The organism is Alteromonas gracilis, from assembly GCF_036870955.2.
Lineage (GTDB): Bacteria > Pseudomonadota > Gammaproteobacteria > Enterobacterales > Alteromonadaceae > Alteromonas > Alteromonas gracilis_A.
In genome coordinates, this window is the sequence record NZ_CP145482.2 from 1,255,919 (window position 1) to 1,282,201 (window position 26,283).

Here is a 26,283-nt window from a genome sequence, read left to right on the forward strand (position 1 = left end):
CCTACTAATTAAAGCAGCCTGAATACTCATAAAAACAACAACACGGATATGCTTTCAATGACGAAAATTTTAATAGTAGATGACAACGTGGCGGTGTTAGAAGCCCTGTCGCTGCTACTAGAGATCCACGGATATGACATTGTTACCGCAACTTCTCCTCAAGAAGCGCTACAAATTGTAAATTACCAATCAATAGCGTTAGTCATTCAAGACATGAACTTTAGTGCAGACACCACTTCGGGTGAAGAAGGAAGAGCACTGTTTAGTGATCTTCGTAGTCTTAATCCACTGCTGCCAATTATATTGATCACAGCTTGGACTGAGCTTGAACAGGCCGTGTCCCTGGTTAAGGCTGGCGCAGCAGATTACATCCCTAAACCGTGGGATGATACTAAGCTTGTGACTACCGTAAACAATCTTATCGCGCTGGGTGAAGCCAATACTAAAAATAAAGCCCTGCAACAGCACGCTAATGCGTTCGGAAGTGCAAAACAGGTGGCGCAAAATATTGGGCTAATCTATGAAAGCGCCGCAATGCAGCGCGTGGTGGATATGGCGTTACAGGTGGCAAAATCAGATGTGCCTGTGCTTATTACGGGTCCAAATGGAAGTGGCAAAGAGAAAATAGCAGAGCTAATTCAATGTCAGTCGCCATTGAATCAGGCGCCTTTTGTTAAAATAAACGCTGGCGCACTTCCACAAGAGCTTATCGAAGCAGAGTTATTCGGCGCCGAAGCGGGCGCGTTTACCAGTGCCAATAAAAGTCGAATTGGTCGTTTTGAAGCCGCGAATGGTGGCACACTATTTTTAGACGAGATAGGCAACTTGCCTCTGTCTGGGCAAGTGAAGCTCTTACGAGTACTGCAGACCTATGAATTCGAAAAGTTAGGTTCAGTAAAAACGCAGCACACACGGGTTAGGATAATCTCAGCCACAAATGCAGACCTGGCTTCGGATATCGCAAAGGGAGATTTTCGCGAAGATTTATTTTATCGCTTAAATGTCATTGAGATTAGCGTGCCGCCATTAAGTGAGCGTGGTGATGATGCGTTGGCACTGGTGAAGCATTTCTTACCCGGGCGAGAGCTTAGCTTGACAGCACAGCAAGCCATTACTGCCCACCCTTGGCCTGGCAACGTAAGAGAATTAGAGAACGCTTGCCGTAGAGTCGAAATATTGCACCCTGACGGTGTGTTAACCGCTGAAGCGTTTGGACTGTCATGCGAGGAGACACAAAGCCAAACGCAGCGCACAGTTGCAATAGAGCCTAGTCAGGAGGAGATTGAAGCGGCACTGGCAACATATAATGGTGTTATTGCCAAAGTTGCTAAGCACTTTGGGCTATCTCGTCAGGCCCTCTACCGCCGACTCGACAAATACGCTATTGACTACAAATCGTGATGAACATTAGACATAAACTTCTACTTGCAGCAATGGCTTCTACTGCCATTGGCATCACCCCGCTGCTATATGTCGTATCACTCTCAGTGTTTACAAAGGTAGTTATTGTGCTACTGACGCTGGGTTTAAATGGGCTTTGTTTCTACTTTTTAACCACGTCTATCAATAAGAGTTTACAAGCTCTAGAGGTAGGGCTGTTGAATTTCAAAGATGGTGAATACTCTTCAACTCTCGCGTGCCATTCGGACGATGAATTTGGGGCGCTGTGTGCCTTATTTAACGCAACTGCAGATACGTTGCGTGCTGAAAAGCAATGGCTTCACCAACGCGAACTGATGTTAGATAAAGTGTTACAGACTTCGCCAGATGTGTTGTTACTCGTGGACAGTGACAATCGTATTGTGTTTAGTAACTATCAAGCGAGACATTTCTTTAATGCATCACACCGTTTGGAAGGCGATTCTCTAGATATACTCCTTAAAGACAAACCCACTGCATTAGGTGAAATGATGCAGGATAGCAAAGAAGGTTTATTCACACTCCCTATCGAAGATAAAGGTGTAGAAACGTGGCATATCGCTAAAGGCACTTTTTTACTGAACAATCATCCACATCGGCTGTTTATTTTGAAGCAAATGACCCGTGAACTTAACCGCCAGGAAGTCACCGTTTGGAAAAAAGTTATCCGAGTGATAAGCCATGAACTCAATAATTCGCTTGGCCCCATATCTAGCTTATTGCACAGTGGAAAAATAGTGGGAAACCAAAATGGTGACCCCAGACTGGTGCGCGTGTTTAAGACAATTGAAGAACGGATCGACCACTTAAATCAGTTTGTACAAGGCTATGGAAAATTCGCCAAATTACCCGCGCCAGTCTTTGATATCGTGAACTGGAATGATGTGCTAGCGCAACTAAAGCAGCAGTTTACGTTCAAGCTGTCTATGTCAGAGCATATTGAGTTACGCGCAGATTCGGTTCAATTAGAACAACTGTTGATTAATTTATTGAAAAACGCACACGAGTCCGGCGGTGACGCACAGTGCGTAGAGCTTGCGATTTACCAAAATACGACACAAGTCATCATTGAGGTGCTCGATAATGGTAAGGGCATGTCTGAAAGTGTAATGGCGAATGCGCTAGTCCCTTTTTATTCTACGAAAGCCACCGGGAGCGGATTGGGGCTTGCATTATGTCGTGAAATAACTGACGCCCATAGAGGTCACTTGATCATACAAAATCGGCAAGAAAAAGGATTATGTGTAAGAGTAGTCTTTGAAAAAAATTGAGGGATAGACGGGCGTCTATCCCTCAGCGACGCTAAGCCAAGACCGTTTTATACCCAACGTCGAACAGGCATTTACAAGATATTGCAAATGAGAATTATTTGCAATAAGTTTTTAAATTATTTCTTAAATACCTTGGTGTCTTGCAAATTCAATCGACTACAAACTTCAAACTTGTGGATGTTGATACGTTACCAGTCACTTACATTAACCAATTGACCGCAGCATCATTAGTAATTTGGTTAAAAATTCATTAAAACCCTTTTTATCGCACTTTAAAGCACGTAGTGTAGAGATATCTCTCGTGATGGGCTGTCGTTAAGTGTTTCTTTACATGCGAAAAAGTATTGTTGTGTTTGGCGTTTGCTGCGTATTTTTTAGTTCAAAAGCGCTATCTAGCCTTTCTATGCAGTACATAGCGCCCGAAGCTAAACCGAGTTCGCACGCCGATACGATACAACCCGACCAAATTGCCCCAGTTAATAAACTTGTGCTGAGTGGAAGTACAACGCGCAAGTTGTTCTTCTTTGATATATACAAAATAAGCCACTATGTAGAGTGGCCTTACGAAAGCCCGCAAAGTAAACAGGCAACACTGTCGCTTATCGAGAATGCCAACGTGCAGCAGCGTGTTGAATTGACATTTTTACGTGACGTTTCAAGGCGTCAAATTGAAGAGGCGCTGATAGACGGGATTGAGCGAAATAACACTGATAAAGACCTTATGTCCATCAAAACGGAAATTCAGCGTTTATCAAAAGGGTTTGATGACGATGTGGAAAAACACTCAGTGCTCGCTTTATCAAGAGCATCGAAAGCTCAGTTGAAAGTTTCGTTTAATGACGATGTCATTGTGGAAACGCAAAATGCTGACCTAGCAGATGCCTTGTGGTCAATATGGTTTGGCAAAGACCCCATAGTAGACACGGAAGCTTTAATAAAAAATCTAATAAAAGAATGAGGATGCAGTATGCGCATTGTAAAAGGTGGCGTAACGTCTGGACGGTTTTTTATACCCTATAGAGTATACGGCGATATGCCCGAGACCATAGTGTGTATTAGCGGAGCCAAGCAAACAATGGCTGTGTGGAGAAGTTTTGTTAAACATTTAGTGTCCACGCACTCTATCGTTGTATTCGATTTACCTGGCACGGGCAGGGCAGAGATTTTGTCTGGCGCACCACAGGTGAGCTTTGAAGAACAACAGCAAGTCCTCCTTGATGTTATGGCTGAAACTGCCAGATCAAAAACGGTCACCCTTGCCGCAGCATCTTGGGGTACCATCCTCGCGGCATACGTCGCTGCAAAATACCCTGAAAAAATAGAAAAAATGATTCTAGGAAGCTTTGGTGTATCGACCAACGACACTATTCTAAATCTTATTCAGCAGGGCCAAAATCTGTATAAACAAGGTGAGGTCGCGCGAATTGCCCCTTTGATGATTAACACATTTGGGCAATATATTCCACAATCGCAAAAGCAGCAGATGGTTGACCAATTTGCGAAAATGGACGAGCAAGAGCTGCTTAATTTTTACGAACACTGTGAGTTTGTGAAGGCCAGTCGAGATATCAGTAAACTCATAAACTTAAGTCATATCACCGCTAAGACGTTGGTGATATGTGGTGAGCAGGATGCTATTTTGGACCACGACGGCATAAGAGCCGCGGTGACAAAAATGCCAAACTGCGTCTATAAACTGGTACCTGATACTGGGCATTTTCTACATTGGGAGCGTCCCGCAATTCTGGATACTTACAGTCGTTTTCTACATTCTTAGAGTTCTTTATGGCGTCGCTGCTAGCCTAGCCTGCGGCGCAATATCTTTTTTCGAAGGTCTTTCTTTTTGCACACGCTGGTGCAAAAACTTCAGGGGTTTTTAACTATTTGATTTGGATCAAAAGAGAAGTAGAAGTGCGTTAAGCGCATTTTTTGTTTTGATCTGGATCATAATCGCTGTTCTCCATCTCCTCTATGATTAACTTAGTTAACGAGGAGAACAATTATGTTGTGGACAATGATTAAAGATCCAGTGGTGTGGGGTTCATTATTAGGTATAGGCATTATTGTAGGCATGATGATGTATTACACCTATTTGTTTATGCACAATAGCGCAGACGAACAGAAATAAACACGGCATAAAAGCCCTATGCTAGCGTTTGTTGTTTTGGAGCGGTACGTCCAAAAGTACTAGCAATGCGGCTTGACCACCATATTCAAGTGGTGCTTGATGAAATGCCCTTACATGGGGATGTTGAACCAAATAGTGAGGCAGGGCGGCTTTTAGAACGCCTTGTCCATAGCCGTGCATAACACTGACACAATCTATTAATTCCTTTCTGGCAGAATGGATAAGTGCGGCTAATTCTGCTTTTGCCATCTCTCGCGTAAGACCGTGAAGGTCTAACATCATTTCAGGTGAATAGTCACCGCGCCTTAATTGCTTAACAATGTGCGTCGATTCACCCTCACGGCAATAACGCATGGGGCCTTCTTGCGGCAGCGCAGCCTGGTACATATCTGAAAAGCTAAATGAAGCGGCAAGTTGCTTGCTGTTTTTTAAGTGCTTGTTAGACGCTTGCTGGCGCTTGTTGAAAAGCTCGACTTGTGTATCTGGCTCGACCTTGTCTTGTTTTAGTGGCTTTACACCTTGCATCGCATCGGCAAATGAAAACGTTTCTTCTTCAACATCGTCAGTGCGCTCTACTTTGTCGAGCTTCGATGCTAAAGTTTGTTTCTTTAAGGCTTTTAGTTCTTTTTTAAACGCTTTCATTATGAATCAATATGCAAATTAACGTGGGCGAAGACACCAAATGTTAGTATGATACCAGCTTTGTAATTTTTGATGTACCCAAACGCCATGACCGATAAGTTTTACCTAGAAGAAGCCATTGAAGATCTGCATACTTTGTTAGATATGACGCGATGGGCGACCAGCCGCTTTAATGATGCGGCCTTATATTTTGGTCATGGCACCGATAATGCGTGGGACGAAGCGACAAGCTTGGTTATGCAAGCACTGCATTTGCCTCACCCTGTGTTAGCGCAAGTGGGTGAAAGCGTACTTACTTCTCGTTTAACCAAAAGCGAGCGCGAAAAAATTGCAGAGCTGGTGTTAAAGCGCGTGCAAACGCGTATGCCGCTGCCCTACATTACCAATGAAGCATGGTTTTGTGGCATGCCGTTTTACGTAGACGAACGTGTACTTATTCCTCGTTCGCCTTTTGCTGAACTTATTCAAAATGAGTTTGCGCCATTTATTGAGACATCACCAGCAACTATCCTTGATATGTGCACTGGAGGCGGCTGCATTGCAATTGCATTGGCTCATGCTTACCCAGAAGCGCAAGTTGACGCAGTGGACATCAGCACTGACGCGCTGGAAGTGGCAGATATCAACATACAGGAACATGGCCTAAGTCACCGTGTTTATCCTATTCAATCTGACTTATTTTCAAGTTTAGAAGGTCAAAAATACGACCTTATTGTGTCAAACCCTCCCTATGTTGACGCCGAAGACATGGCTGATTTACCAGAGGAATATCACCATGAGCCAGAGCTAGCGCTAGCCGCTGGTGACGATGGTCTTGAGCTTGTTGATATCATGCTGAAGCAGGCGCCTACTTATTTAAATGACGGCGGCTGGTTATTTGTAGAGGTGGGCAATAGCGAAGTGCATATGAGCACCCGCTTCCCTGGGCTTGAAGTTATTTGGCTTGAGTTTGAAAACGGCGGATCGGGTATTTTTGCAGTGCGTAAAGAGACACTGGTAGAACACTTTAGCAGTAAGGATTAATAGTTAATTATGTCAGGTAACAGCTTTGGAAAACTCTTCACTGTAACCACATTTGGCGAGAGTCACGGTATTGCAATTGGCGGTGTGGTAGATGGTTGCCCTCCAGGTTTAAGTATTACTGAAGAAGACCTTCAGGTTGACCTAGATAGACGTAAGCCGGGTACATCTCGTTATACTACGGCGCGACGAGAAGACGACGAAGTACAAATTCTATCTGGCGTTTTTGAAGGAAAAACAACCGGGACAAGTATTGGGCTTTTGATCAAAAACAAAGACCAGCGCAGTCAGGATTACGGCAATATTAAAGATCGTTTCCGCCCAGGTCATGCCGATTATACATACGACCAAAAATACGGAAGTAGAGACTATCGCGGCGGCGGTCGCTCTTCTGCCCGTGAGACAGCCATTCGTGTTGCCGCAGGTGGTATCGCTAAGAAATACCTTAAAGAAGAACATGGAATTGAAGTATTGGGCTATTTGTCACAGCTTGGCCCCATCGCTGTTGATACGGTCGACCATAGCGTGACTAACACGAACCCATTTTTCTGCCCGGATGAATCAAAGCTTGAAGCCCTTGATGAGTACATGCGAGACCTTAAAAAGTCTGGCGACAGCATAGGTGCCAAAGTATCGGTCGTTGCTAAAAATGTACCGGTAGGCTTGGGCGAACCTGTATTCGATCGTTTAGACGCTGAAATCGCTCACGCTATGATGGGGATTAACGCGGTAAAAGGCGTAGAAGTTGGCGATGGGTTTGACGTAATTAATCAAAAAGGCAGTGAGCATCGCGACACGCTAACGCCGGATGGTTTTACATCAAATCACTCTGGCGGTGTGCTTGGGGGTATTTCTACCGGACAAGACATTGAAGTCCATATGGCCCTAAAGCCTACCTCGAGTATTTCAGTGCCGGGTAAGACAATTAATAAAGACAACGAAGAAATAGACATTGTGACTAAAGGCCGCCACGACCCGTGTGTCGGTATTCGTGCTGTGCCTATTGCAGAAGCTATGTTAGCTCTTGTTTTAATGGACCACTTGTTGCGCCATCGTGCTCAAAACGCTGGTATTGCATCAAGCACAACGCCAATAGCAGGCCAAGCGTAGTTATTGTTTAGTTGCTCATCTGAGCACGTGCTAGATTCAGCGCCATTAACCTTTCTAATAAGTGCGGCACATAACGGCTGCTCTTGATAGAAGTGTTAATGGCGTTTTTGTATATGGAGATTTCTGTTGGCATTTCGGGCTAATTCATCACTTATTATATTGGCAATCACTTACTGGCTTTATTTCGGTCAGTTGGGTGTGCTGGTCCCTTATTTGGGCATTTTTCTAGATGGTCGCGGTTTTTCTTCTGCAGATATCGGTGAGCTATTTGCGGTTATTACGCTTGCTCGTATTTTAGGGCCTGGTTTGTGGGCTGGGGTGGCTGATAAAACCGGCAATGCCATCGGCGTTATGCGCTTGGGGTGTTTTCTAACCGTACTAACATTTAGCTCAGTGTTTTACTTCGACAGCTTCTGGGGACTGACATTGTCGTTTGGCTTAATGATGATGTTTTGGACAGCAGTATTGCCTCAACTTGAAGTGATCACGATGAACAGTGTGGTCAATACCAAGGCGACGTATGGTCAGGTAAGGCTTTGGGGCAGCGTGGGGTTTATTTGTCTAACCGTACTGGTTGGTAAAGCCTTAGATATTTTCTCTACAGAGACCCCGGTGCACGTGAGTATTGGCGTATTGGCGCTCCTTTTTGTCAGCACCTTGTTTATTAAAGCGCTTAGTGCAAAAGGCCACACAAGAAAGTGCGGTTGGCAGCATATGGACGTTTGCTAAACAAAAACCATTTGCTGTTTTTATTTTTGCGTCTGCATGCCTACAAATAAGCTTTGGCGCTTACTACGGCTTTTTTGCACTGTATATGCGCGACTTAGGCTACAGCGGGCAACAAACGGGTGTGTTCATTGCGTTAGGCGTGCTGGCCGAAGTCGGTATCTTTATTTTGGCTAGAAGGCTTATTAGCCAATTTGGTGTGTGGAATCTGCTGTTTGCCAGCCTCGCGCTAACTGCCCTTAGGTGGTATGCCATGGCTGCCTTTGCCGAACACTTTGTGGTTATTGTGCTTAGCCAGCTTATTCATGCGCTAAGTTTTGGCTTAACTCATGCGGTGTCTGTTCATTTTATTCATCAGTATCTTCCGAAAGCGTATCAAAGCAGAGGGCAAGCCGTGTATATCAGCGTGGCTTTTGGCTTGGGCGGCGCATTTGGAAACTATATGGCAGGGCAGCAGTGGTCGCAGGGAACCAATGCTTATGAGACATTCGTTACCGCTGCGGTATTTTCAGCGCTTGGGGCAATGTCGCTGTTTCTTTGCGCCAAAAAACGCTTCGACACTGCGCCACAACACTAGAAGAAGCGGTGCGCCATGACCGCTAGTCCAGTTGTGGCGCTCTATTACACTCGGCTAATAGCGTTATCCCGTCATCACCATTGTCCTGTTCTAGTCTAACGTCAAATTTCCACAGGCGGTGAAGATGGCGCATCACTTCATCCTTCGAGTCCCCCAGCGGAATGTTACGTTGGGGAATGTACCTTAATGTTAGTGAGCGGTCGCCTCGAACATCTACATTGTGAACCTGAATATTGGGCTCTAAGTTACTTAGGTTATATTGCGCAGACAGCTTTTCCCTTATGGTGTGATAGCCAAGCTCATCGTGAATAGCACTAACGCTAATGAAAGGCTTCGACGTATCGTCCTCAAGCGCAAATAGCTTAAAATCTCGTATTACTTTTGGTGACAAGAATTGGCTAATAAAGCTCTCATCTTTAAAATTTTGCATGGCAAAATGTACGGTCTCAAGCCAGTCTTTACCCGCAATACTAGGTAAATACTGATAGTCCTCTTCAGTGGGCGACTGACAAACTCGTTTGATATCCATAAACATAGAAAACCCTAACGCATAAGGGTTAATGCCTGAGTAGTACGGGCTATTGTATTCGGGCTGCATAACCACGCTAGAGTGACTATGCAAAAATTCCATCATAAACCTGTCGCTGACCAGGCCTTCGTCATACATCTCATTCAAAATGTGATAGTGCCAAAAACATGCCCAACCTTCGTTCATCACCTGCGTTTGTTTTTGTGGATAAAAATACTGCGAAACCTTTCTGACAATACGCACAATTTCTCGTTGCCATGGTTCTAACAACGGGGCATTTTTCTCTATAAAATACAGAAGGTTTTCTTGTGGCTCTTGAGGAAAACGTATTTTTTCTTTGTGTTTGTGCGCGGGGCTGTCAGGCAGAGTGCGCCATAACTCATTAACTTGCGATTGCAGGTAAGCCTCACGCTCTTCTTGACGGTTTTTTTCCTCTTGTAGCGAAATTTTTTGGGGGCGTTTATAGCGGTCTACACCGTAATTCATTAATGCATGGCAAGAGTCAAGCATGTTTTCTACTTCGTCAAAGCCGTATTTTTGCTCGCATTTTGCAATGTAATTTTTGGCGAATACGAGATAGTCAATGATAGAACTGGCATCTGTCCACGTCTTAAATAAATAGTTGCCTTTGAAAAAAGAATTATGACCATAGCACGCATGTGCCATAACCAGTGCTTGCATGGTTATGGTGTTTTCTTCCATAAGGTAAGCAATACACGGGTCGGAATTGATCACAATTTCATAGGCAAGCCCCATTTGTCCTCGTCGGTATTGTTGCTCAGTTTGAATGAATTTTTTGCCGAATGACCAGTGGGTATAATTCAACGGCATGCCTATGCTGGCATAGGCGTCCATCATTTGCTCTGCCGTTATGACTTCAATTTGATTTGGGTACGTGTCTAGTTTGAACTTGTTCGCGATACGGTCGATGTGTTTTTCATATTCCTCGATAAGGGGAAATGTCCAGTCGGGTCCGTCGCTTAATAAATGGCGTTGCTTGTCTGACGATGATGTCGTTTTTTTAGCGGTGGTGTCTGTCGTCATAGTTAGCCCTTGTCTTTGTATTACGCGTTAGCATCTTGCTCAGAGCGTTTGAAAAGCTCCCTGAAAACGGGATATATGTCAGCTTGAGTTTGAATGTGCTTACACACAAAGTTTTCATGCGTTGCTGCTACTTTTTCATATTCTCGCCATAGGCTTTGATGTTGGCGTTCGGTGATCTCTATATAGGCGTAGTAACGCGCAGCAGGCAGTAATTTCTGGGTAAGAAGATCTCTGCATTGCGGGGAATCGTCTGCCCAGTTGTCCCCATCAGAAGCCTGTGCAGCATAAATATTCCAATCACCATCGCTGTAGCGCTCTTTCACTACTTCATCCATGAGCTTTAACGCGCTAGACACTATAGTGCCGCCCGTTTCTTGTGAATAGAAAAACTCTTGCTCATCCACTTCCTTTGCTTGCGTATGGTGTCGAATGTAGACAACGTCCACGTTCTCGTAAGTACGAGTAAGAAAAAGATATAACAGGATGTAAAACCGTTTAGCCATGTCTTTCGTTGCCTGATCCATCGAACCAGATACATCCATTAAGCAAAACATGACGGCTTTGCTAGAAGGGAGGGGGCGTTTATCGTAGTTTTTAAAACGCAGGTCAAAGGTGTCAATAAAAGGAACCCGCGCAATTTTTGCTTTGAGGGTTTTTATCTCCTCTTTTAATGCCAGTATTTTAAGCGTATTGTCGTGCTTATCATTGAGTAATGCTTCCAGTGCTTCTTCGCACTCTCGCAATTTGCGTTTGTCTGTAGCGCTTAGCGCAATGCGTCTGGCAACAGAGCCTTTTAGCGAGCGTACTACGTCTAAATTACTGGGAACACCATCAGTTTGATAGCCCGCACGGTACGTTTCGTATTGCGTGACCTTGTCAAACTGGTTTTTCTTCAAATTTGGAAGTGCTAGATCATCAAACAACAAGTCTAGGTATTCATCTTTTGAGATAGAAAAAACAAACTCGTCTTGGCCTTCACCTTCATTGCTGGCGTCTCCTTCACCACCGCCGCGTCCACCGCCGCCAGGTGGACGGTCAATCTTATCTCCTGCGGTAAATTGGTCGTTTCCTGGATGAACGATGTCGCGGCTGCCCCCACGTCCTGTATGAAATATGGGTTCGGATATATCCCTGGCTGGAATACTAATTTTTTCGCCAGAGTCGAGGTCGGTAACCGAACGTTTACCTACTGCATCAGAGACCGCCCGCTTTATTTGCTGTTTGTAGCGCTTTATAAAGCGTTGGCGATTGACTGTGCTTTTACCTTTGCTGTTAAGCCTTCGGTCAATAAAATGCGCCATACTCACCTGCTATTAGGTCATTCACTGCACTTACAAGTGTTAAAGGTACATAGTGCACCTATAACACTTGTCCCGTTCGTCGCATCACTAAAACGCACTACGACGCTTTACGAACACGCAGATACCATTCACATAACAATCTAACCTGCTTCTGTGTATAGCCTTTCTCCGTCATACGGTTAACAAAGTCGTCGTGTTTCTTCTGCTCTTCCGCCGAGCCTTTAGTGTTAAAGGAAATAACAGGAAGTAAGTCCTCTGTGTTTGAAAACATCTTCTTCTCGATAACAGTGCGAAGCTTCTCATAACTCGTCCAAGCGGGATTTTTACCCGCGTTGTTAGCACGAGCACGCAGTACGAAGTTGACGATTTCATTCCTAAAGTCTTTTGGGTTGCTAATACCCGCTGGCTTTTCCGTTTTTTCTAATTCAGCGTTAAGCGAAGCGCGGTCAAACAACTGACCTGTTTCTGGGTCGCGGTACTCTTGGTCTTGGATCCAAAAATCAGCATACGTCACGTAGCGGTCAAACAGGTTTTGACCATATTCAGAGTACGACTCAAGATAAGCGGTTTGAATTTCTTTGCCGATAAATTCAACGTAACGAGGCGTCAGGTAACCCTTTAAAAACTCAAGGTATCTATCGGCAGTTTCCGCAGGAAATTGTTCACGTTCGATTTGACGCTCCAGTACATAAAATAAATGTACTGGGTTTGCCGCAACCTCTTGATGGTCAAAGTTGAACACCCGTGACAATATTTTAAATGCAAAGCGTGTAGAAAGACCCTCCATGCCCTCATCGACACCAGCATAATCACGATACTCCTGGTACGATTTCGCTTTCGGGTCTGTGTCTTTCAAGCTCTCGCCATCATACACTCGCATTTTTGAGAACAAGCTTGAATTCTCAGGCTCTTTAAGACGAGACAGCACGCTAAACTGTGCTAGACACTCCAGCGTGTCAGGTGCACAGGGCGCACCTTTCAGCTCGCTACTATCAAGTAACTTTTTATAGATTCGAATTTCTTCGCTTACTCTTAAGCAGTAGGGCACTTTTACAATATAAACCCTGTCGAGAAATGCCTCGTTGTTCTTATTATTTCTAAATGATTGCCATTCTGATTCATTTGAATGCGCTAAAATGAGACCGTCAAAGGGCAGGGCAGAGAAGCCCTCGGTAGGGTTGTAATTGCCTTCTTGTGTTGCAGTAAGTAACGGATGTAGCACCTTAATGGGCGCTTTGAACATCTCAACGAACTCCATTAGACCTTGATTGGCTTTACACAGTGAACCCGAGTAGCTATATGCGTCGGGATCATTTTGAGCAAACTGCTCAAGTCGTCTGATATCCACTTTACCAACCAGTGATGAAATATCTTGGTTGTTTTCGTCGCCAGGCTCGGTTTTAGCAATACCCACCTGATCAAGTACTGAGGGATACACTCTTACGACTTTAAACTGGGTGATATCACCATTGAATTCGTGAAGACGTTTGCGTGCCCATGGCGACATGATCGTCTTAAGATAGCGCTTTGGAATGCCGTACTCTTTTTCCAGAATCTCACCATCTTCCTTGGCATCAAACAAACAGAAGGGGTGGTCATTAACGGGTGACCCCTTCAGCATGTAAATTGGCACGTTTTGCATCAGCTCTTTAAGCCGTTCTGCGAGAGAAGACTTTCCGCCTCCAACAGGGCCCAACAAATACAAAATTTGCTTCTTCTCTTCGAGACCTTGTGCGGCGTGTTTAAGGTAAGAGACAATTTGTTCGATGGCTTCTTCCATGCCATAGAATTCTGAGAACGCCGGATAACGAGAAATAACGCGGTTTGAGAAAATACGGCTTAACGCCGGGTCGTTAGCTGTGTTGATTAGTTCTGGTTCACCTATAGATTTTAGCAAGCGCTCAGCGGCGTTTGCGTAGGCGAGCTGATCCTCTTTACAAATATCAAGGAACTCCCCAATGGTGAACTCTTCCTGTTTTCGCTCTTCGTAGCGATTTTGATAGTGTTCAAAAATACCCATGAATACCCCTTAAATACGGAACCCCGTATTTTGAGCTTAGTAGGAATTCACAAAAACGTTAGTAATTATTAGTAGACTTTCGCATAGTCCTTTCCGTTTTCATCTAACGAAAAAGGCAACTTTTATAAGAATTTAGTGTCTCATACTAAATGTGGGAAGTGTGCACGAAGGCACGAGCAAAGTAAGGCTGTGGCGAGGCAATGAACTCTTAATCTTTGTTAAAATACGGCACTGAAGTAAAAACAAAAAGCCCCGCTCGTGGCGGGGCTCTTAAAAGTGTTTAACGCTTTATTTCAGCTTATGCGAAGTTGCTGCTAGCAAATTCCCAGTTAGCCAAAGCCCAGAAGTTTTCTAGGTACTTAGGACGCGCGTTACGGTAATCGATGTAGTAAGCGTGTTCCCACAAATCAACCGTTAGCAGAGGCGTTAGCTCATCACCAGAGATAGGTGTTTCTGCGTTGCTTGTGTTAACGATATCTAGGCCGCCGTCAGCTGTCTTAACAAGCCACGTCCAGCTAGAACCAAAGTTGTTTACTGCTTTGTCGTTGAATGCAGCTTGGAAGTCTGCGAACGAGCCCCACTTTGCGTTGATAGCGTCAGCTAGTGCACCAGTAGGCTCGCCACCACCATTCGGGCTTAGGCTGTGCCAATAGAATGTGTGGTTCCAGATTTGCGCTGCATTATTGAAAACACCACCTTCAGAAGACTTAATAATTTCTTCAAGGCTCTTGCTTTCCATGTCAGTACCTTCAACTAGGCCGTTAAGCTTAGTGACATAAGTAGCGTGGTGCTTGCCGTAGTGATACTCAAGCGTTTCAGCAGAAATATGTGGTTCTAGTGCATTTTGTTCGTATGGTAATGCTGGTAATTCAAAAGCCATGACGGTCTCCATGTTGGTTTAGTATTTTTAATCTCGCTGCGCACTTGCGATGCCTGTTCGTAAAATGCGCGTTGAGCTTGCGCTCGAATTAAAACTTTATACCTTTAAGCATAACGCAGATGTGGGGATAAAGTCCTATAACTCAATGACAAAAATGTGAATTTTTCGAATTAATCTTTTGAACACAATAGTTGGATAAGGTAAATAGCGCTATTTGGGTTGAACAGATCACTTAAAGTTACTCTGTAAGGCTTTCTTTTGATGAAAAACCAATAGGAGATTCGGTAGTGATTGACAGGGCCTGAAAGAAATTTATGCTATGGTGGTCTTGAAAATGTAGAGAAGTGTGCCCACATACAACTAACGAAAATTTCCCGCTGAGAGGATCCAATGGATAATACTGAAAGCCAATCAACGCTAGAGAGAATTAAACAGCAAATCGAAGAGAATCCAATTCTTCTTTATATGAAAGGGTCGCCAAAGTTACCTAGCTGTGGTTTTTCATCGCAAGCATCGCAAGCACTGATGTCGTGCGGCGAACCTTTTGCTTATGTTGATATTCTTCAAAACCCTGACATCCGCGCAGAGCTTCCAAAATATGCGAACTGGCCTACGTTCCCTCAGCTTTGGGTTGAAGGTGAGCTAGTTGGTGGTTGTGATATCATCATCGAAATGTTCCAGCAAAATGAACTTCAGCCACTTATAAAAGAAACCGCTGCAAAACATAAAGAAGACGAGTAATTCGAGTACTCCGAAAATTAGATTGAAAAACCGGCTTTTAGTCGGTTTTTTTATTGAAAAGCCCCAAAAACTCCCCGCATAAATTCCCGTAAAAACTCTATAGACAGGTCACAAAACAAAATCCTCTATGCATTGAAAAAATATTTTTATTTTGTCAAAAAAGGTTTGTTTTTTAGCATCTTGCGTTCTATAAAAAATGCAACTGACGAGCGAGTTTTGACGTTTGCTCCGCGTAACACAGTCAGTGTTGAAGGTATAAAATAACAACCACTCTGTGCCATTGCCGATGTCATCACTTGGCGAAAGGCAGAAGAGAAAATCCGGGAAACCACCATGAATACAAACTTGTCTTTATTGACCAAAAACGTACGAGGCGTTTTAGCTGCCTCTGCTGCGTTTTCAGTAATGGCTACGGCGCCAGTATTTGCACAAGAAGCAGAAGAAAGTGCCAAAGCAGAAGATTACGAACAAATTGCGGTAGTAGGCTCGCGCGCGGCGCCTCGTTCAGTCGCTGACTCAGCAGTTCCTATCGACATCATTTCTAGCGAAGAATTTAAGCAGCAGGGTGCCACTGACATGGTATCTATGATGCAAACCGTTGTTCCTTCTTTTAACGTAAACGACCAGCCAATTAACGATGCATCAACTTTGGTTCGTCCTGCTAACCTTCGTGGTATGGCATCTGACCATACCTTGGTACTTGTAAACGGTAAGCGTCGTCACCGCTCTGCGGTTATTACGTTCTTGGGCGGCGGCCTTTCTGACGGTGCGCAAGGTCCAGATATTTCAGTTATCCCAGCAGCAGCGCTTAAGCAAGTTGAAGTGTTGCGTGATGGTGCTGCAGCGCAATACGGTTCAGATGCTATCGCCGGTGTAATCAACTTTGTGCTTAACGATGCCTCTGAAGGCGGATTATTTGAAGCGCGTTATGGTTCGTTCTATGAGGGCGACGGCGACATGATCCAGCTTTCAGGTAACGTTGGCCTTCCGCTGTCAGACAAAGGCTTTATCAACCTGTCGGCTGAATACCGCACGGCAGATGATACCTCGCGCAGTATTCAACGTGCCGATGCAGCGGCGCTTATTGACGCAGGCAACACCTTTGTTGCTGACCCTGCGCAAATTTGGGGTTCGCCAGAAATAAAGCACGACATTAAATTGTTTGCCAACTTGGGTCTTGAGTTATCTGATTCAGCAGAAGCTTACATGTTTGGTAACTTTGCAGAGCGTGAAGTTGAAGGTGGCTTTTACTTCCGTAACCCGCACAACCGCGGCGGTGTAAATGACGGTGGTACAAATGACGCAGGCGAACAACTGCTGCTTGTTGGCGATTTGACAGGCGATATGTCTGGCAACTGCCCAACTGATATCGTAGTGGGTGACAACGTTTTACAGAACCCTCGTTACATCAATGAAGTAGCAAATAACCCAGACTGTTTTGCGTTCAACGAAATTCTGCCAGGTGGCTTTACGCCTCGCTTTGGCGGTACCGTGACTGATATGTCTTTGGTATTCGGGACGAGAGGTGAATTAGCGAACGAGATTACTTATGACGTGAGTCTTAACTTAGGTCAGAACGAAGTTGATTTCGCTATTAGCAACACAATTAACCCGTCGTTAGGTCCAAACACGCCGTTTGAATTTAGCCCAGGTCGTTACACACAGTCTGAGCAAACACTTGATATCGACTTCACTAAACCTTTCGATGTAGGTTTATACGAGCCTCTGTTTGTAGCAACTGGTTTCCAATATAGAAACGAAAGCTATGAGAGTTTTGCGGGTGATCCAGCGTCTTATGAAATAGGTCCGTTGGCGACACAAGGTTTTGGTATTGGCTCAAATGGTTTCCCTGGCCTTTCAGCCAATAGCCAAGGCCGTGTGTCGCGCAACAACATCGCACTTTATGTTGATGCTGAAGCCTATATTACTGAAAACTTCATGCTAGCTAGGTGCACTACGTTATGAAGATTTCTCAGACTTTGGTGATACCACCAAAGGAAAGATTGCCTTCCGTTGGCAGGCGCTTGAGAACATTGCTTTCCGTGGTGCATTCTCTACAGGCTTTAAAGCGCCGACGCTTGGACAAAGTAACGTACGCAACGTAACAACCGCGTTTGGTACTGGTGGTCAGTTGATTGACCGTGCAACATTGCCACCAACTGATCCAGTATCACAGCTTAAAGGTGGTGAGCAGTTGACGCCTGAAGAGTCAGAGAGCATCACGTTCGGTGTTGTCGCTGACTTCGATAACGGCTTATTTATTACTGCTGATTACTACAACATTGAGCTGACAGATCGTATCAGTACTGCTTCTGGTATTGCACTTACCGAAGAAGACATCGCAACGCTTCTTGCACAAGGCATTAATGACGCATCTAGTTTCTCTGAAATTAGCTTCTTTACTAATGACTTTGATACGACTACTGAAGGTGTTGACGTTGTAGCAAACTATGCAATGGAAATGATGGGCGGTGAAACCAAGTTCTCACTTGCTTATAACTGGACATCGACAGAAGTTGACCGCGCGTCAGACAATATCTCTGACTTCCGTATTCGCATGTTAGAAGATAACCTTCCAGCAGTGCGTTACAGCGCGACCGCGAACCATACAAATGGTGACTGGCGCTTCTTAGCTCGTATGAACTATTTCGGTAGCATTTTCGAAGATCACTTAGATTCAGCGTTGCCAATTGACAAAGTGGGTTCTGAAATCACATTCGATTTTGAAGTTGCTTACAACTTTACTGAAGAATTCACGTTGACTGTTGGTGCACGAAATGCGTTTGATGAATATCCTGATGAAAACAATACTGACGCAGGTGGTATCACCTATGCTCAGATTGCGGGCTCAGCATATCCAACGACGTCACCAATTGGAATCAACGGTGGTTTCTACTACCTAAGAGGTGTTTACACTTTCTAAAGCTGACAAGGGGGCGTTTGCCCCTTATCTATTTGTAATTAGCTAACGATATTGAAGATGTAATGCCCGGACATGGCTAAGCGTGTCAAAAAGGGAAGCATTCGTTGAATGCAAAGGCGTGAATAAATTAATTTTTGTGGCATTATGGATGCCACTGTAAGCAAATCGAAACACAATACATTTAAAACTATGACGAAAAAGTCGACAGTAGCCGAAACCTTCTTAAAATACCGTTCGAAATTGATGCGCGCGGTAGGCTCTATTGTTGGCGCCGACGACATTGAAGATATCGTCCAAGAAGCTTTTATAAAGAGCTATGAGGCCGAATTAAAACAAGAAATACAATACGAGCGAACTTATATGCTCAAGACAGCGCGTAACTTAGCGCTGAATCACATTGCAAAAGCTGAAAATAAAAACAAGCAGCAATTTGATGATATGGATATATTGCCCTATGAGCTAGTGGGGCACAGTTTAGAAAAAAATGTAGAAAGCAAAGAGCGTTTTATTCACTTTTGCCGAGCCACGGATACATTGTCTGCGGATGTAAAACGCGTTTTTTTGCTTAAAAAAGTATATGGCATGCGTCAAAAAGAGATCGCTGAACTTGTGGGGCTTAGTGAAAGTACGGTCGAAAAGCATGTCGCAAAAGGTTTAATGATGTGCTCTAGGTATCTTGCCGAGCTTTCAAAAGACAGTGATATCCCCCGCGCCACTGCCAATGCGAATCAGGACATAAGCCGTAGTTAACATGAATAATATTCGCCAGTTTTCCAGCAAAGAAGATATCCAAGAGCAAGCTTGCCTGTGGGTAAGCCGCCTCGACCGCGGTTTGCTTGATGAAGAGAAAGTGCAGTTAGATGAGTGGTTGAGTGAAAGCAACGCACATCGTCAGGCACTTTTGGATGCAGCGAGTTTGTGGGACGATATGTCGGTTCTTAACGAACTCAGTGGTTTGTTTCCTCAGCCGCAATCTCGCAAGACAAAACAAAAACAACGCATGGGCAAGCAAGTGGTTTGGGGGATGGCTGCCACGTTTTTTGTAGTGGCTGTTGCACTTAGTGTGATTGTTCAGCGCACATGGTTTGAATCAGCGCCACAATTTGCCAATATTAGTGAAAAAGTTCAAACCGATGTTGGCGAGCAGAAAAACGTAATATTGGCTGATGGCTCAAAGCTGCATCTCAATACTAATTCCATTGTCACCGTCGACTTTTCAGCAAGTGCGCGCAATATTGTGCTGTTGCGCGGAGAAGCGCATTTTGAAGTTGCGCATGATAAACAGCGTCCGTTCTCAGTAACCGCTGGCAGTAACACGGTTACAGCCGTTGGCACGGCATTTAACATGCAATACGTTGATGATAACGCATTTGAACTGGTCGTGACCGAGGGGAAAGTCTTGGTCAAAGACAGATTTAGCGCTGCTTCAAACGATTTGCTGTTCAGTAGAAAATCGGTCACCGAAGAAGGACTACTTATGTTTGCAGGCGAAAAGGCCACCGTGCAAGGTAAGGTAGAAGAGCGAGAAAATTTATCTCAAAATGATATTGATGACGATTTGGCATGGCAGCAAGGGATGATTGTGTTCAAGGGTGAACCTCTAGAAGCCGTTTTGGCAGAAATAGGCCGTTACACACCCGTTAGATTCAATATTTCCGGAGATGCCCTGCGTAAGCGTCGCGTGGCGGGTTATTTCAAAGTAGGTGATATCGACGGTTTACTTTCGGCGCTGAAAAGTAGTTTTAACATAGAGTATGAAAAAGTAACGGAAAACAGCATTCAACTCTCTGTAGCAAAGAGCTAACGTTGCTCAAATGAAAGGCGATTTTTCGCCTTTCATGGTTGGCATACCGACAACTAATGTGACACTATAATTAAAATAACAAGCTCATCGAAAATACTCTTGCGATACAGCAGCATTGCATACGACAAGCGATTACTTCCAAAAGCCTATAAGTCTTTCCTTTCATTGGGAAAGTCGCGTTTAAATTCGCCTTGCAAAAAGCCCTGCACCAGTGTCTCTAAACTCACCACAAGTCTGCGAATATTGCCCCTGTCTGTCGCTATTGCTTGTGCATCGATAGCGCAGCAAGTAGCGGCGCAAACCACTAATCAGACTGCTGAGTCTATTGATAGCAGCGCATTTACGTTTTCAATACCCGCTCAAGATGCAAACGAAGCTTTGACAGAGCTTGCGAAGCAGGCCAACACAACGCTGTTGTTTCCTTTTGATCTCGCTAAGCGTGTAAAAACAAATGCCCTTGAAGGTACTTTTACCCTTAATGAAGCGCTTGTTCAGCTTTTAGAAGGTACCGAGCTTGCTGTTGTTACAGACGAGACGGGCGCTTTGAGTATTCGCTCACGCGCCTCGCTAGTTGCGAAAGAAACACCACAGGAGCCCCAGCAAGACGAGCCTGAAGATACCGGTAATGCGCTTGAGAAAATAGCGGTAGTCGGCACAAGAAGCTCACCAAGAAGCGTCGTGGAATCTCCTGTACCACTTGATATTATCGGTTCTCAAGCCTTGAGTTCACAGGGCAACGCTGATGTTCTAGCGATGCTGAGTGTAATGGTTCCGTCGTTAAACGTTAACGACCAGCCTATTAATGATGCGAGCAGTTTGGTGAGACCTGCAAATCTGAGGGGCATGTCTTCAGACCACACGCTGCTGTTACTAAATGGAAAGCGGCGACATCGCTCCGCAGTAATAACGTTTCTTGGTGGTGGGCTATCAGATGGCGCGCAAGGACCAGATATCTCGGTTATTCCCGCCTATGCACTGCAACAAGTCGAGGTATTGCGAGACGGAGCATCAGCGCAATACGGCTCTGATGCCATTGCTTAGGTGTAATAAACTTCGTCTTAAAGGATAGCAACCAAGGAGGGAGCGTTGCCTTTCGCAGTGGCCTTTACAGTGAAGGCGATGGTGAGTTATTCCAGATTCAAGCAAATAAAGGCTTCTCATTGGGCAATGATGGGTTTGTTAATGCTACGGTGGAATACAGACAACAAAACGGGACCTCTCGTTCGGTTCAGCGCGACGATGCGGCTTCATTGATTGCCCAGGGCAACACCTTCATCAATAACCCCTCACAAATATGGGGCGCACTTGATGTGAACAAAGATGTGAAGTTTGCCATGAATTCAGGCCTAACTCTGGCTTCAGGCGCTGAGCTTTATAGCTTTGCAACGACGGCAAGAAGAGAAATTGAAGGCGGCTTTTATTACAGAAATCCACAAACGCGGGAAGGGGTGTTTAGTCGGACAGACAGTGTTACGGGAGAGCGCCGACTTATCATTGCTGATTTAGACGGCATAGACAATGGTATCCAGTGCCCTTCTATTTCATTAAGTGATGCAAATGTATTGCAAGATCCTAACTATTTACTTATCGCAGACAACAGTACTTCACTAGGTGCCAATTGCTTTGCGTTTAATGAGTGGTTCCCTGGAGGTTTTACACCGCGGTTTGGCGGCACAATAACCGACGCTTCCATGGTGCTAGGAATACGCAAAGAGTTGTCCAGCGGATGGGCAATGGATGCCAGTGCGTCAGTGGGATATAGCGATATTGAATATACGATTTCAGAAACAGTAAACCCTTCTTTGGGACCCCAGTCTCCAACGCAATTTTCGCCCGGTAGCGTATCTCAAGTAGAGCGAACGTTAAATCTCGACTTTGCCAAGCTAATACAAACCATTTTCGAAGACCCCGTAAGTATAGCCGTTGGCCTTGAATGGCGGAAAGAAACCTATTTCCAAAAAGCAGGCGATGAACCTTCTTATGTTGCAGGTCCATTTGCATTAGAACCGCCTCTTGGATTAATACAGGGGTTTTCTATCGGATCTAACGGTTTTCCTGGCTATCAGCCTCAATCTGCTTAGTCACTGGAGTAGAAACAATTGGGCGCTGTATGCAGACCTAGAGTTCTATGTTTCTGAAGGATGGCAATTTGCTGTCGCTACCCGTGTTGAGCACTTTAGTGATTTTGGGTCAACATTTGATGGTAAATTGAGCTCGCGATATAAGATTGATGATACCTTTGCACTAAGGGGGTCTATCAATACGGGCTTTAAAGCCCCAACTGTTGGACAAAGCAATGTTATCAATGTCACGACAGCGTATGGCCCTAATGGGTTAGAAGACCAGGCGACCTTACCGCCAACAGATCTGATTTCAGTCCAGTTAGGCGCAACTCCACTTACCCCAGAAGAGTCTGTCAATTTTAGCCTTGGTGCTGTCATGCAATTCAGTGATAGCTTTTTTGCTACTTTTGATTATTTCAATATTCGGCTTTCAGATCGCATAAGCACGACATCAGCCATTCCACTTACAGAGCAAGATATCAATGCGCTGATAGCGCAAGGTCGGTCGGATGCGGTGAAATACAATGCAGCGAAGTATTTCACAAATGATTTTGATACCAAAACGCAAGGTATTGATGTTGTCGTTAATTATGGTTTTTCGATAAATGATTGGCAGAACACATTGCTCTTTGCTTATAACTGGACCGATACACAAGTTGAAAGGGTAACGCTTTATCCTGCTCTGGTTGACGGAGTAATCGTCATGCAGCCAAACTTGACTGATGCCCGCATTCGGATGTTAGAAGACAATTTGCCTGCTCACAGGGGCAATATCACATTAGAGCAAGCGATAGGGGATTGGGCGCTCACTTGGCGTCTTAATTACTACGGGGCTTTCTATGAAGACCATTTAGATGCGTCTGCGGGTATGGACATAGAGGGCGATGCGCTTACCACATTTGATGCCCAAGTGGCGTGGCAATTTAGCCCACATGTACGTGCAACGCTTGGAGCCCAAAACCTGTTTGATTCATTGCCAGATATTAATCCGTTTAGTGGCGAAGTGGGTGCGCTTTATCCGCCAACATCACCAAGCGGTATTAATGGCGCATTTTATTATCTTGGGCTGGAATATTCGTTTGATTGACGACCAATACCTGATCTGATGGTCTGATCAATTCCTGGGCAACAACATTACTCAGTGATAATGGGAATGCCTGAGAATGGCGAAAATTAAATAATTTAGCGGAATATTATCCGACATCCTTGAATAAGGACTCGTCGATAATTGTCTGATCAATGATTTGCTGAGCCATTTGAATGCACTTGCCGCACTGCGATCCTAGTTCAAGGTGTTGACGTAACTCACGCATATTGCCCACACCATTACTTTCAACAGCGGCGCGGATGCTTTTATCAGTTACCCCATAACACATACAAACAAACATTAAACGTACTCCAAATGAATCTGTAAATGATAATAATTGTTATTCGTCAGTTTGGCAAGAAAAGATTAAATGGAGCGGGCATTTTTAATGAAAGCCTTCAATACCATTTTTGATGGCTATTTACGTTTAAAATATCACCTACGCAGAGCGACGAGTTTCACTATTTGGTACGATCAGTAAAAAAAGTCGCTTTTTCATGTTGTTATTTTCAGATTTGGACCTATAACTCCCCCTAACAAGAATTCACAAGTGGTTGAGCAACTCAACGACTTTTATTATTACAATCCAATGTTAAGTGGAGAAACTCATGAGTGTATTAGTAGGCCGCCCAGCGCCAGATTTTACAGCAGCAGCAGTGTTAGGAAGTGGTGAGATTGTTGACACTTTCACGCTAAGCGAAGCGATTAAAGGTAAAAAAGCGGTTGTGTTCTTTTACCCACTTGATTTCACATTCGTTTGCCCATCAGAGCTAATTGCTTTTGATAAGCGTTTTGACGAGTTCAAAAAGCGCGGTGTTGAAGTCATTGGTGTATCTATCGATTCTCAGTTTTCTCACAACGCGTGGAGAAATACACCAGTAAACGAAGGTGGCATTGGTCCAGTTAAGTACACACTTGTTGCTGACGTTAAACACGAAATTTGTCAGGCGTATGACGTTGAGCATCCTGAAGACGGCGTTGCGTTCCGTGGTTCATTCCTAATTGATGAAGACGGCCTTGTACGTCACCAAGTAATTAACGATTTACCACTTGGCCGTAACGTAGACGAGATGCTACGTATGGTTGACGCACTTGCATTCCACCAAGAACATGGTGAAGTGTGCCCAGCGGGTTGGACTGAAGGTAAAGCTGGTATGGATGCATCACCTGAAGGTGTCGCTAAGTACCTTTCTGAAGAAGCTGACAAACTGTAAGTTAAGCTTGCTTATAAATTAAAAAACAGCGCCCAAGGGCGCTGTTTTTGTATGACCTTTATTCGGCGGTAGGCAAAGGCCATCCACCCAGCGCTTGATAGCGGTTGACCATGTAACAAAAAAGCTCAGTCGTCTTTTGTGCATCATAAAGTGCGCTATGCGCCTCGCTCTGATCAAAAGCGATTCCTGCCGCTCTACATGCCTTCACAAGTACAGTCTGGCCCAAAGCTAATCCGGCAAGGCTGGTTGTATCAAACGACACAAAGGGATGAAACGGCGTACGCTTTATGTTTGAACGCTCAATGGCAGCGTTGACGAAGCTCTGATCAAATGTGGCATTGTGAGCCACGATGACAGAGCGTTGGCAATCAGCATTTTTCTGCGCTTTCCGGATACCTTTACACAGCGCCTTCATTGCTTCACTTTCTTCAATGGCACCTCGCAATGCACAGTGCGGATCAATTCCATTAAACTCGAGTGCTGCGGGTTCTAAATTTGCACCTTCAAATGGATTGATATGGTAATGAAAGGTTTCATCAGGGTGAAGAATACCATCGTCGTCCATCTTTACTGTCACAGCGGCGAGTTCCAGCAATGCATCGGTGCCTGCGTTAAATCCAGCAGTTTCGACATCTATTACAACGGGAAAATAACCTCTAAATCGTTGTGAGAGTAGGGGCGGGTTTGAAGACATAAACACTCTTGAGAACTATACTAATGAATGAAATAGCATGGACGCGCTCTACGCACCACGGCAAATAATGAAGGTGGAATTATCGCAGGGATAATTGTGAGTTACCAGTTTGAATTTTGCGCCTAAAGTTTTCTACACTTCAGGCGATAGAAAAGATAAGCTTATGCAGTATTGCGCTGTTTTCGGATTTTCTGAGTTTTCACGTTAGGTTTTCTTTATGGTGTCTAAATTAAAATACCTGGTCCTAGTTGGATTGTTAGGTTCGTTATCAGCCCATGCGGCGATGCGCCAATATTCTGCCACCGTTGAAAGCTCAAACTGGAAGGTTGAGAGCCAATCGCGCCTTCAATGTAGGTTGAATCACGAACTCCCCGGCTATGGTGAAGCGCTATTTACAAGCGTTGCGTCAAAACAGCTGAACATGGAGTTCGAGTTAGATATGTACTTGCTACCCAGTAAGTTTGAAGTGGCCTCCGTGTATTCGGTGCCGCCGCGCTGGATGCCTGGTGCTGCACCTAAGCCTATTGCAGATATGTCTATTCGCAAACAGTACAATGGCGACCTACCTCAGGATGCCGCGTGGACAATGCTGTCTGAGCTAGAAAAAGGATATTGGCCTACAATTTACTACCAGGACTGGTACAACAAATATGACCAAGTCGCCGTAGCCTTAAATGCCAGCAATTTCACGGGTGTTTATAGAGAGTTCGCCAAATGCGTTTCTAACCTTTTGCCATTTAGTTTTGACGATATCTCCTACACGGTATTGTCGTACAAAAATAACAGTACAGAGCTAACAAAGTATTCTCGCAAGCGCTTAAATATGATTGGCGAATATCTTAAAGAAGATACAGAGCTAGAGCTTGTGTTGCTTGATGGTTACACAGATAGTTACGGTGGGCGTTGGAACAACGAGCAGCTTTCTATTCGTCGAGCTAACGAAGTGAAAAGCTACTTAACAACCCTTGGTGTTCCTGAAGAGCGAATTCAACTGACAGGGCACGGTGAAAAACGTCACATTGCACCTAATGATACAAGAGAGAGCAGAGCACAGAACCGTAGGGTAGTGGTGCGTCTTTCTAAATCCTAG

General features: G+C 44.6%; 19 protein-coding genes and 3 pseudogenes. 15 read left to right on the forward strand and 7 right to left on the reverse strand.

Going from position 1 to position 26,283, the window contains the following annotated elements; translation table 11 throughout:
* Positions 1-57 precede the first annotated feature (57 nt).
* From V6N89_RS06045 to V6N89_RS06065, 5 genes are all read left to right on the forward strand, one after another.
* On the forward strand, positions 58-1,401 hold the full coding sequence (locus tag V6N89_RS06045; RefSeq protein ID WP_346993542.1) for a sigma-54-dependent transcriptional regulator: 1,344 nt from the start codon (positions 58-60) through the stop codon (positions 1,399-1,401).
* On the forward strand, positions 1,401-2,690 hold the full coding sequence (locus V6N89_RS06050) for a sensor histidine kinase (RefSeq protein WP_338520228.1): 1,290 nt from the start codon (positions 1,401-1,403) through the stop codon (positions 2,688-2,690). The genes V6N89_RS06045 and V6N89_RS06050 overlap by 1 nt, the downstream gene beginning before the upstream one ends.
* 331 nt (positions 2,691-3,021) lie before the next feature.
* The gene (locus tag V6N89_RS06055) at positions 3,022-3,648 is read left to right on the forward strand and encodes a chalcone isomerase family protein (protein WP_338516808.1); all 627 of its coding nucleotides are present in this window, start codon (positions 3,022-3,024) and stop codon (positions 3,646-3,648) included.
* 9 nt (positions 3,649-3,657) lie between these two features.
* Entirely contained in the window at positions 3,658-4,467 is an 810-nt protein-coding gene (locus V6N89_RS06060) for an alpha/beta fold hydrolase (RefSeq protein ID WP_338516810.1), read from the forward strand.
* A gap of 225 nt (positions 4,468-4,692) precedes the next feature.
* Complete coding sequence (locus tag V6N89_RS06065) at positions 4,693-4,818, forward strand: DUF3149 domain-containing protein (protein WP_338516811.1); 126 nt, start codon at positions 4,693-4,695, stop codon at positions 4,816-4,818.
* A gap of 21 nt (positions 4,819-4,839) precedes the next feature.
* On the opposite strand, the gene smrB is transcribed toward V6N89_RS06065, so the two are convergent.
* Entirely contained in the window at positions 4,840-5,343 is a 504-nt protein-coding gene (gene smrB / locus V6N89_RS06070) for an endonuclease SmrB (RefSeq protein ID WP_431189788.1), read from the reverse strand.
* A 204-nt stretch (positions 5,344-5,547) separates the two neighbouring features.
* Between smrB and prmB the strand changes: the two genes are divergently transcribed.
* The 3 genes and pseudogenes from prmB (at position 5,548) to V6N89_RS06085 (ending at position 8,893) form a co-directional block, all read left to right on the forward strand.
* Positions 5,548-6,483: a 50S ribosomal protein L3 N(5)-glutamine methyltransferase gene (gene prmB / locus V6N89_RS06075; RefSeq protein WP_338516813.1), complete on the forward strand. Its 936-nt coding sequence runs from the start codon at positions 5,548-5,550 to the stop codon at positions 6,481-6,483.
* A 9-nt stretch (positions 6,484-6,492) separates the two neighbouring features.
* Positions 6,493-7,590, forward strand: coding sequence for a chorismate synthase (gene aroC / locus V6N89_RS06080; protein ID WP_338516814.1), 1,098 nt, complete (start codon positions 6,493-6,495; stop codon positions 7,588-7,590).
* Between the two features lie 111 nt (positions 7,591-7,701).
* Positions 7,702-8,893, forward strand: a pseudogene (locus tag V6N89_RS06085) (MFS transporter).
* Positions 8,894-8,915: 22 nt separating this feature from the next.
* On the opposite strand, the gene V6N89_RS06090 reads toward V6N89_RS06085, so the two are convergent.
* From V6N89_RS06090 to sodB, 4 genes are all read right to left on the reverse strand, one after another.
* Positions 8,916-10,466: a SpoVR family protein gene (locus V6N89_RS06090; protein WP_338516816.1), complete on the reverse strand. Its 1,551-nt coding sequence runs from the start codon at positions 10,464-10,466 to the stop codon at positions 8,916-8,918.
* A 20-nt stretch (positions 10,467-10,486) separates the two neighbouring features.
* Positions 10,487-11,767, reverse strand: coding sequence for a YeaH/YhbH family protein (locus tag V6N89_RS06095; protein WP_338516817.1), 1,281 nt, complete (start codon positions 11,765-11,767; stop codon positions 10,487-10,489).
* Between the two features lie 97 nt (positions 11,768-11,864).
* Positions 11,865-13,787 (reverse strand): PrkA family serine protein kinase, encoded by a 1,923-nt coding sequence (locus V6N89_RS06100; protein WP_338516818.1) that lies wholly within the window; start codon positions 13,785-13,787, stop codon positions 11,865-11,867.
* Positions 13,788-14,085: 298 nt separating this feature from the next.
* Positions 14,086-14,667 (reverse strand): superoxide dismutase [Fe], encoded by a 582-nt coding sequence (gene sodB / locus V6N89_RS06105; protein WP_338516819.1) that lies wholly within the window; start codon positions 14,665-14,667, stop codon positions 14,086-14,088.
* 390 nt (positions 14,668-15,057) lie between these two features.
* Here sodB and V6N89_RS06110 point away from each other — a divergent pair, with 390 nt between their 5' ends.
* The 5 genes and pseudogenes from V6N89_RS06110 (at position 15,058) to V6N89_RS06130 (ending at position 23,285) form a co-directional block, all read left to right on the forward strand.
* On the forward strand, positions 15,058-15,408 hold the full coding sequence (locus V6N89_RS06110; protein ID WP_338516820.1) for a Grx4 family monothiol glutaredoxin: 351 nt from the start codon (positions 15,058-15,060) through the stop codon (positions 15,406-15,408).
* 333 nt (positions 15,409-15,741) lie between these two features.
* Positions 15,742-18,331 (forward strand): annotated as a pseudogene (locus tag V6N89_RS06115) (TonB-dependent receptor plug domain-containing protein).
* A 189-nt stretch (positions 18,332-18,520) separates the two neighbouring features.
* Complete coding sequence (locus V6N89_RS06120) at positions 18,521-19,081, forward strand: RNA polymerase sigma factor (protein ID WP_431189789.1); 561 nt, start codon at positions 18,521-18,523, stop codon at positions 19,079-19,081.
* Between the two features lies 1 nt (position 19,082).
* Positions 19,083-20,135, forward strand: a complete 1,053-nt coding sequence (locus tag V6N89_RS06125) for a FecR family protein (RefSeq protein WP_346993543.1) — start codon at positions 19,083-19,085, stop codon at positions 20,133-20,135.
* A gap of 276 nt (positions 20,136-20,411) precedes the next feature.
* A pseudogene (locus tag V6N89_RS06130) lies at positions 20,412-23,285 on the forward strand (TonB-dependent receptor plug domain-containing protein).
* 106 nt (positions 23,286-23,391) lie between these two features.
* On the opposite strand, the gene V6N89_RS06135 reads toward V6N89_RS06130, so the two are convergent.
* Positions 23,392-23,586 (reverse strand): bacterioferritin-associated ferredoxin, encoded by a 195-nt coding sequence (locus V6N89_RS06135; RefSeq protein ID WP_338516824.1) that lies wholly within the window; start codon positions 23,584-23,586, stop codon positions 23,392-23,394.
* A 307-nt stretch (positions 23,587-23,893) separates the two neighbouring features.
* On the opposite strand from V6N89_RS06135, the gene V6N89_RS06140 reads away from it, so the two are divergent.
* Positions 23,894-24,499 carry a peroxiredoxin gene (locus tag V6N89_RS06140; protein WP_346993544.1) on the forward strand — a complete coding sequence of 202 codons (606 nt, stop codon included), beginning with the start codon at positions 23,894-23,896 and terminating at the stop codon, positions 24,497-24,499.
* 58 nt (positions 24,500-24,557) lie between these two features.
* Here V6N89_RS06140 and rnt read toward each other — a convergent pair whose 3' ends face one another.
* Positions 24,558-25,193, reverse strand: coding sequence for a ribonuclease T (gene rnt / locus V6N89_RS06145; protein WP_338516825.1), 636 nt, complete (start codon positions 25,191-25,193; stop codon positions 24,558-24,560).
* A 217-nt stretch (positions 25,194-25,410) separates the two neighbouring features.
* On the opposite strand from rnt, the gene V6N89_RS06150 reads away from it, so the two are divergent.
* Positions 25,411-26,283: a flagellar protein MotY gene (locus V6N89_RS06150; protein ID WP_338516826.1), complete on the forward strand. Its 873-nt coding sequence runs from the start codon at positions 25,411-25,413 to the stop codon at positions 26,281-26,283.

Bases quoted from the DNA above. Each gene is read 5' to 3' on its own strand.
- V6N89_RS06045 (WP_346993542.1), top strand. From the start codon at position 58: ATGACGAAAATTTTAATAGTAGATGACAACGTGGCGGTGTTAGAAGCC.
- V6N89_RS06050 (WP_338520228.1), top strand. From the start codon at position 1,401: ATGAACATTAGACATAAACTTCTACTTGCAGCAATGGCTTCTACTGCC.
- V6N89_RS06055 (WP_338516808.1), top strand. From the start codon at position 3,022: ATGCGAAAAAGTATTGTTGTGTTTGGCGTTTGCTGCGTATTTTTTAGT.
- V6N89_RS06060 (WP_338516810.1), top strand. From the start codon at position 3,658: ATGCGCATTGTAAAAGGTGGCGTAACGTCTGGACGGTTTTTTATACCC.
- V6N89_RS06065 (WP_338516811.1), top strand. From the start codon at position 4,693: ATGTTGTGGACAATGATTAAAGATCCAGTGGTGTGGGGTTCATTATTA.
- smrB (WP_431189788.1), bottom strand. From the start codon at position 5,343: ATGCAAGGTGTAAAGCCACTAAAACAAGACAAGGTCGAGCCAGATACA.
- prmB (WP_338516813.1), top strand. From the start codon at position 5,548: ATGACCGATAAGTTTTACCTAGAAGAAGCCATTGAAGATCTGCATACT.
- aroC (WP_338516814.1), top strand. From the start codon at position 6,493: ATGTCAGGTAACAGCTTTGGAAAACTCTTCACTGTAACCACATTTGGC.
- V6N89_RS06090 (WP_338516816.1), bottom strand. From the start codon at position 10,466: ATGACGACAGACACCACCGCTAAAAAAACGACATCATCGTCAGACAAG.
- V6N89_RS06095 (WP_338516817.1), bottom strand. From the start codon at position 11,767: ATGGCGCATTTTATTGACCGAAGGCTTAACAGCAAAGGTAAAAGCACA.
- V6N89_RS06100 (WP_338516818.1), bottom strand. From the start codon at position 13,787: ATGGGTATTTTTGAACACTATCAAAATCGCTACGAAGAGCGAAAACAG.
- sodB (WP_338516819.1), bottom strand. From the start codon at position 14,667: ATGGCTTTTGAATTACCAGCATTACCATACGAACAAAATGCACTAGAA.
- V6N89_RS06110 (WP_338516820.1), top strand. From the start codon at position 15,058: ATGGATAATACTGAAAGCCAATCAACGCTAGAGAGAATTAAACAGCAA.
- V6N89_RS06120 (WP_431189789.1), top strand. From the start codon at position 18,521: ATGACGAAAAAGTCGACAGTAGCCGAAACCTTCTTAAAATACCGTTCG.
- V6N89_RS06125 (WP_346993543.1), top strand. From the start codon at position 19,083: ATGAATAATATTCGCCAGTTTTCCAGCAAAGAAGATATCCAAGAGCAA.
- V6N89_RS06135 (WP_338516824.1), bottom strand. From the start codon at position 23,586: ATGTTTGTTTGTATGTGTTATGGGGTAACTGATAAAAGCATCCGCGCC.
- V6N89_RS06140 (WP_346993544.1), top strand. From the start codon at position 23,894: ATGAGTGTATTAGTAGGCCGCCCAGCGCCAGATTTTACAGCAGCAGCA.
- rnt (WP_338516825.1), bottom strand. From the start codon at position 25,193: ATGTCTTCAAACCCGCCCCTACTCTCACAACGATTTAGAGGTTATTTT.
- V6N89_RS06150 (WP_338516826.1), top strand. From the start codon at position 25,411: ATGGTGTCTAAATTAAAATACCTGGTCCTAGTTGGATTGTTAGGTTCG.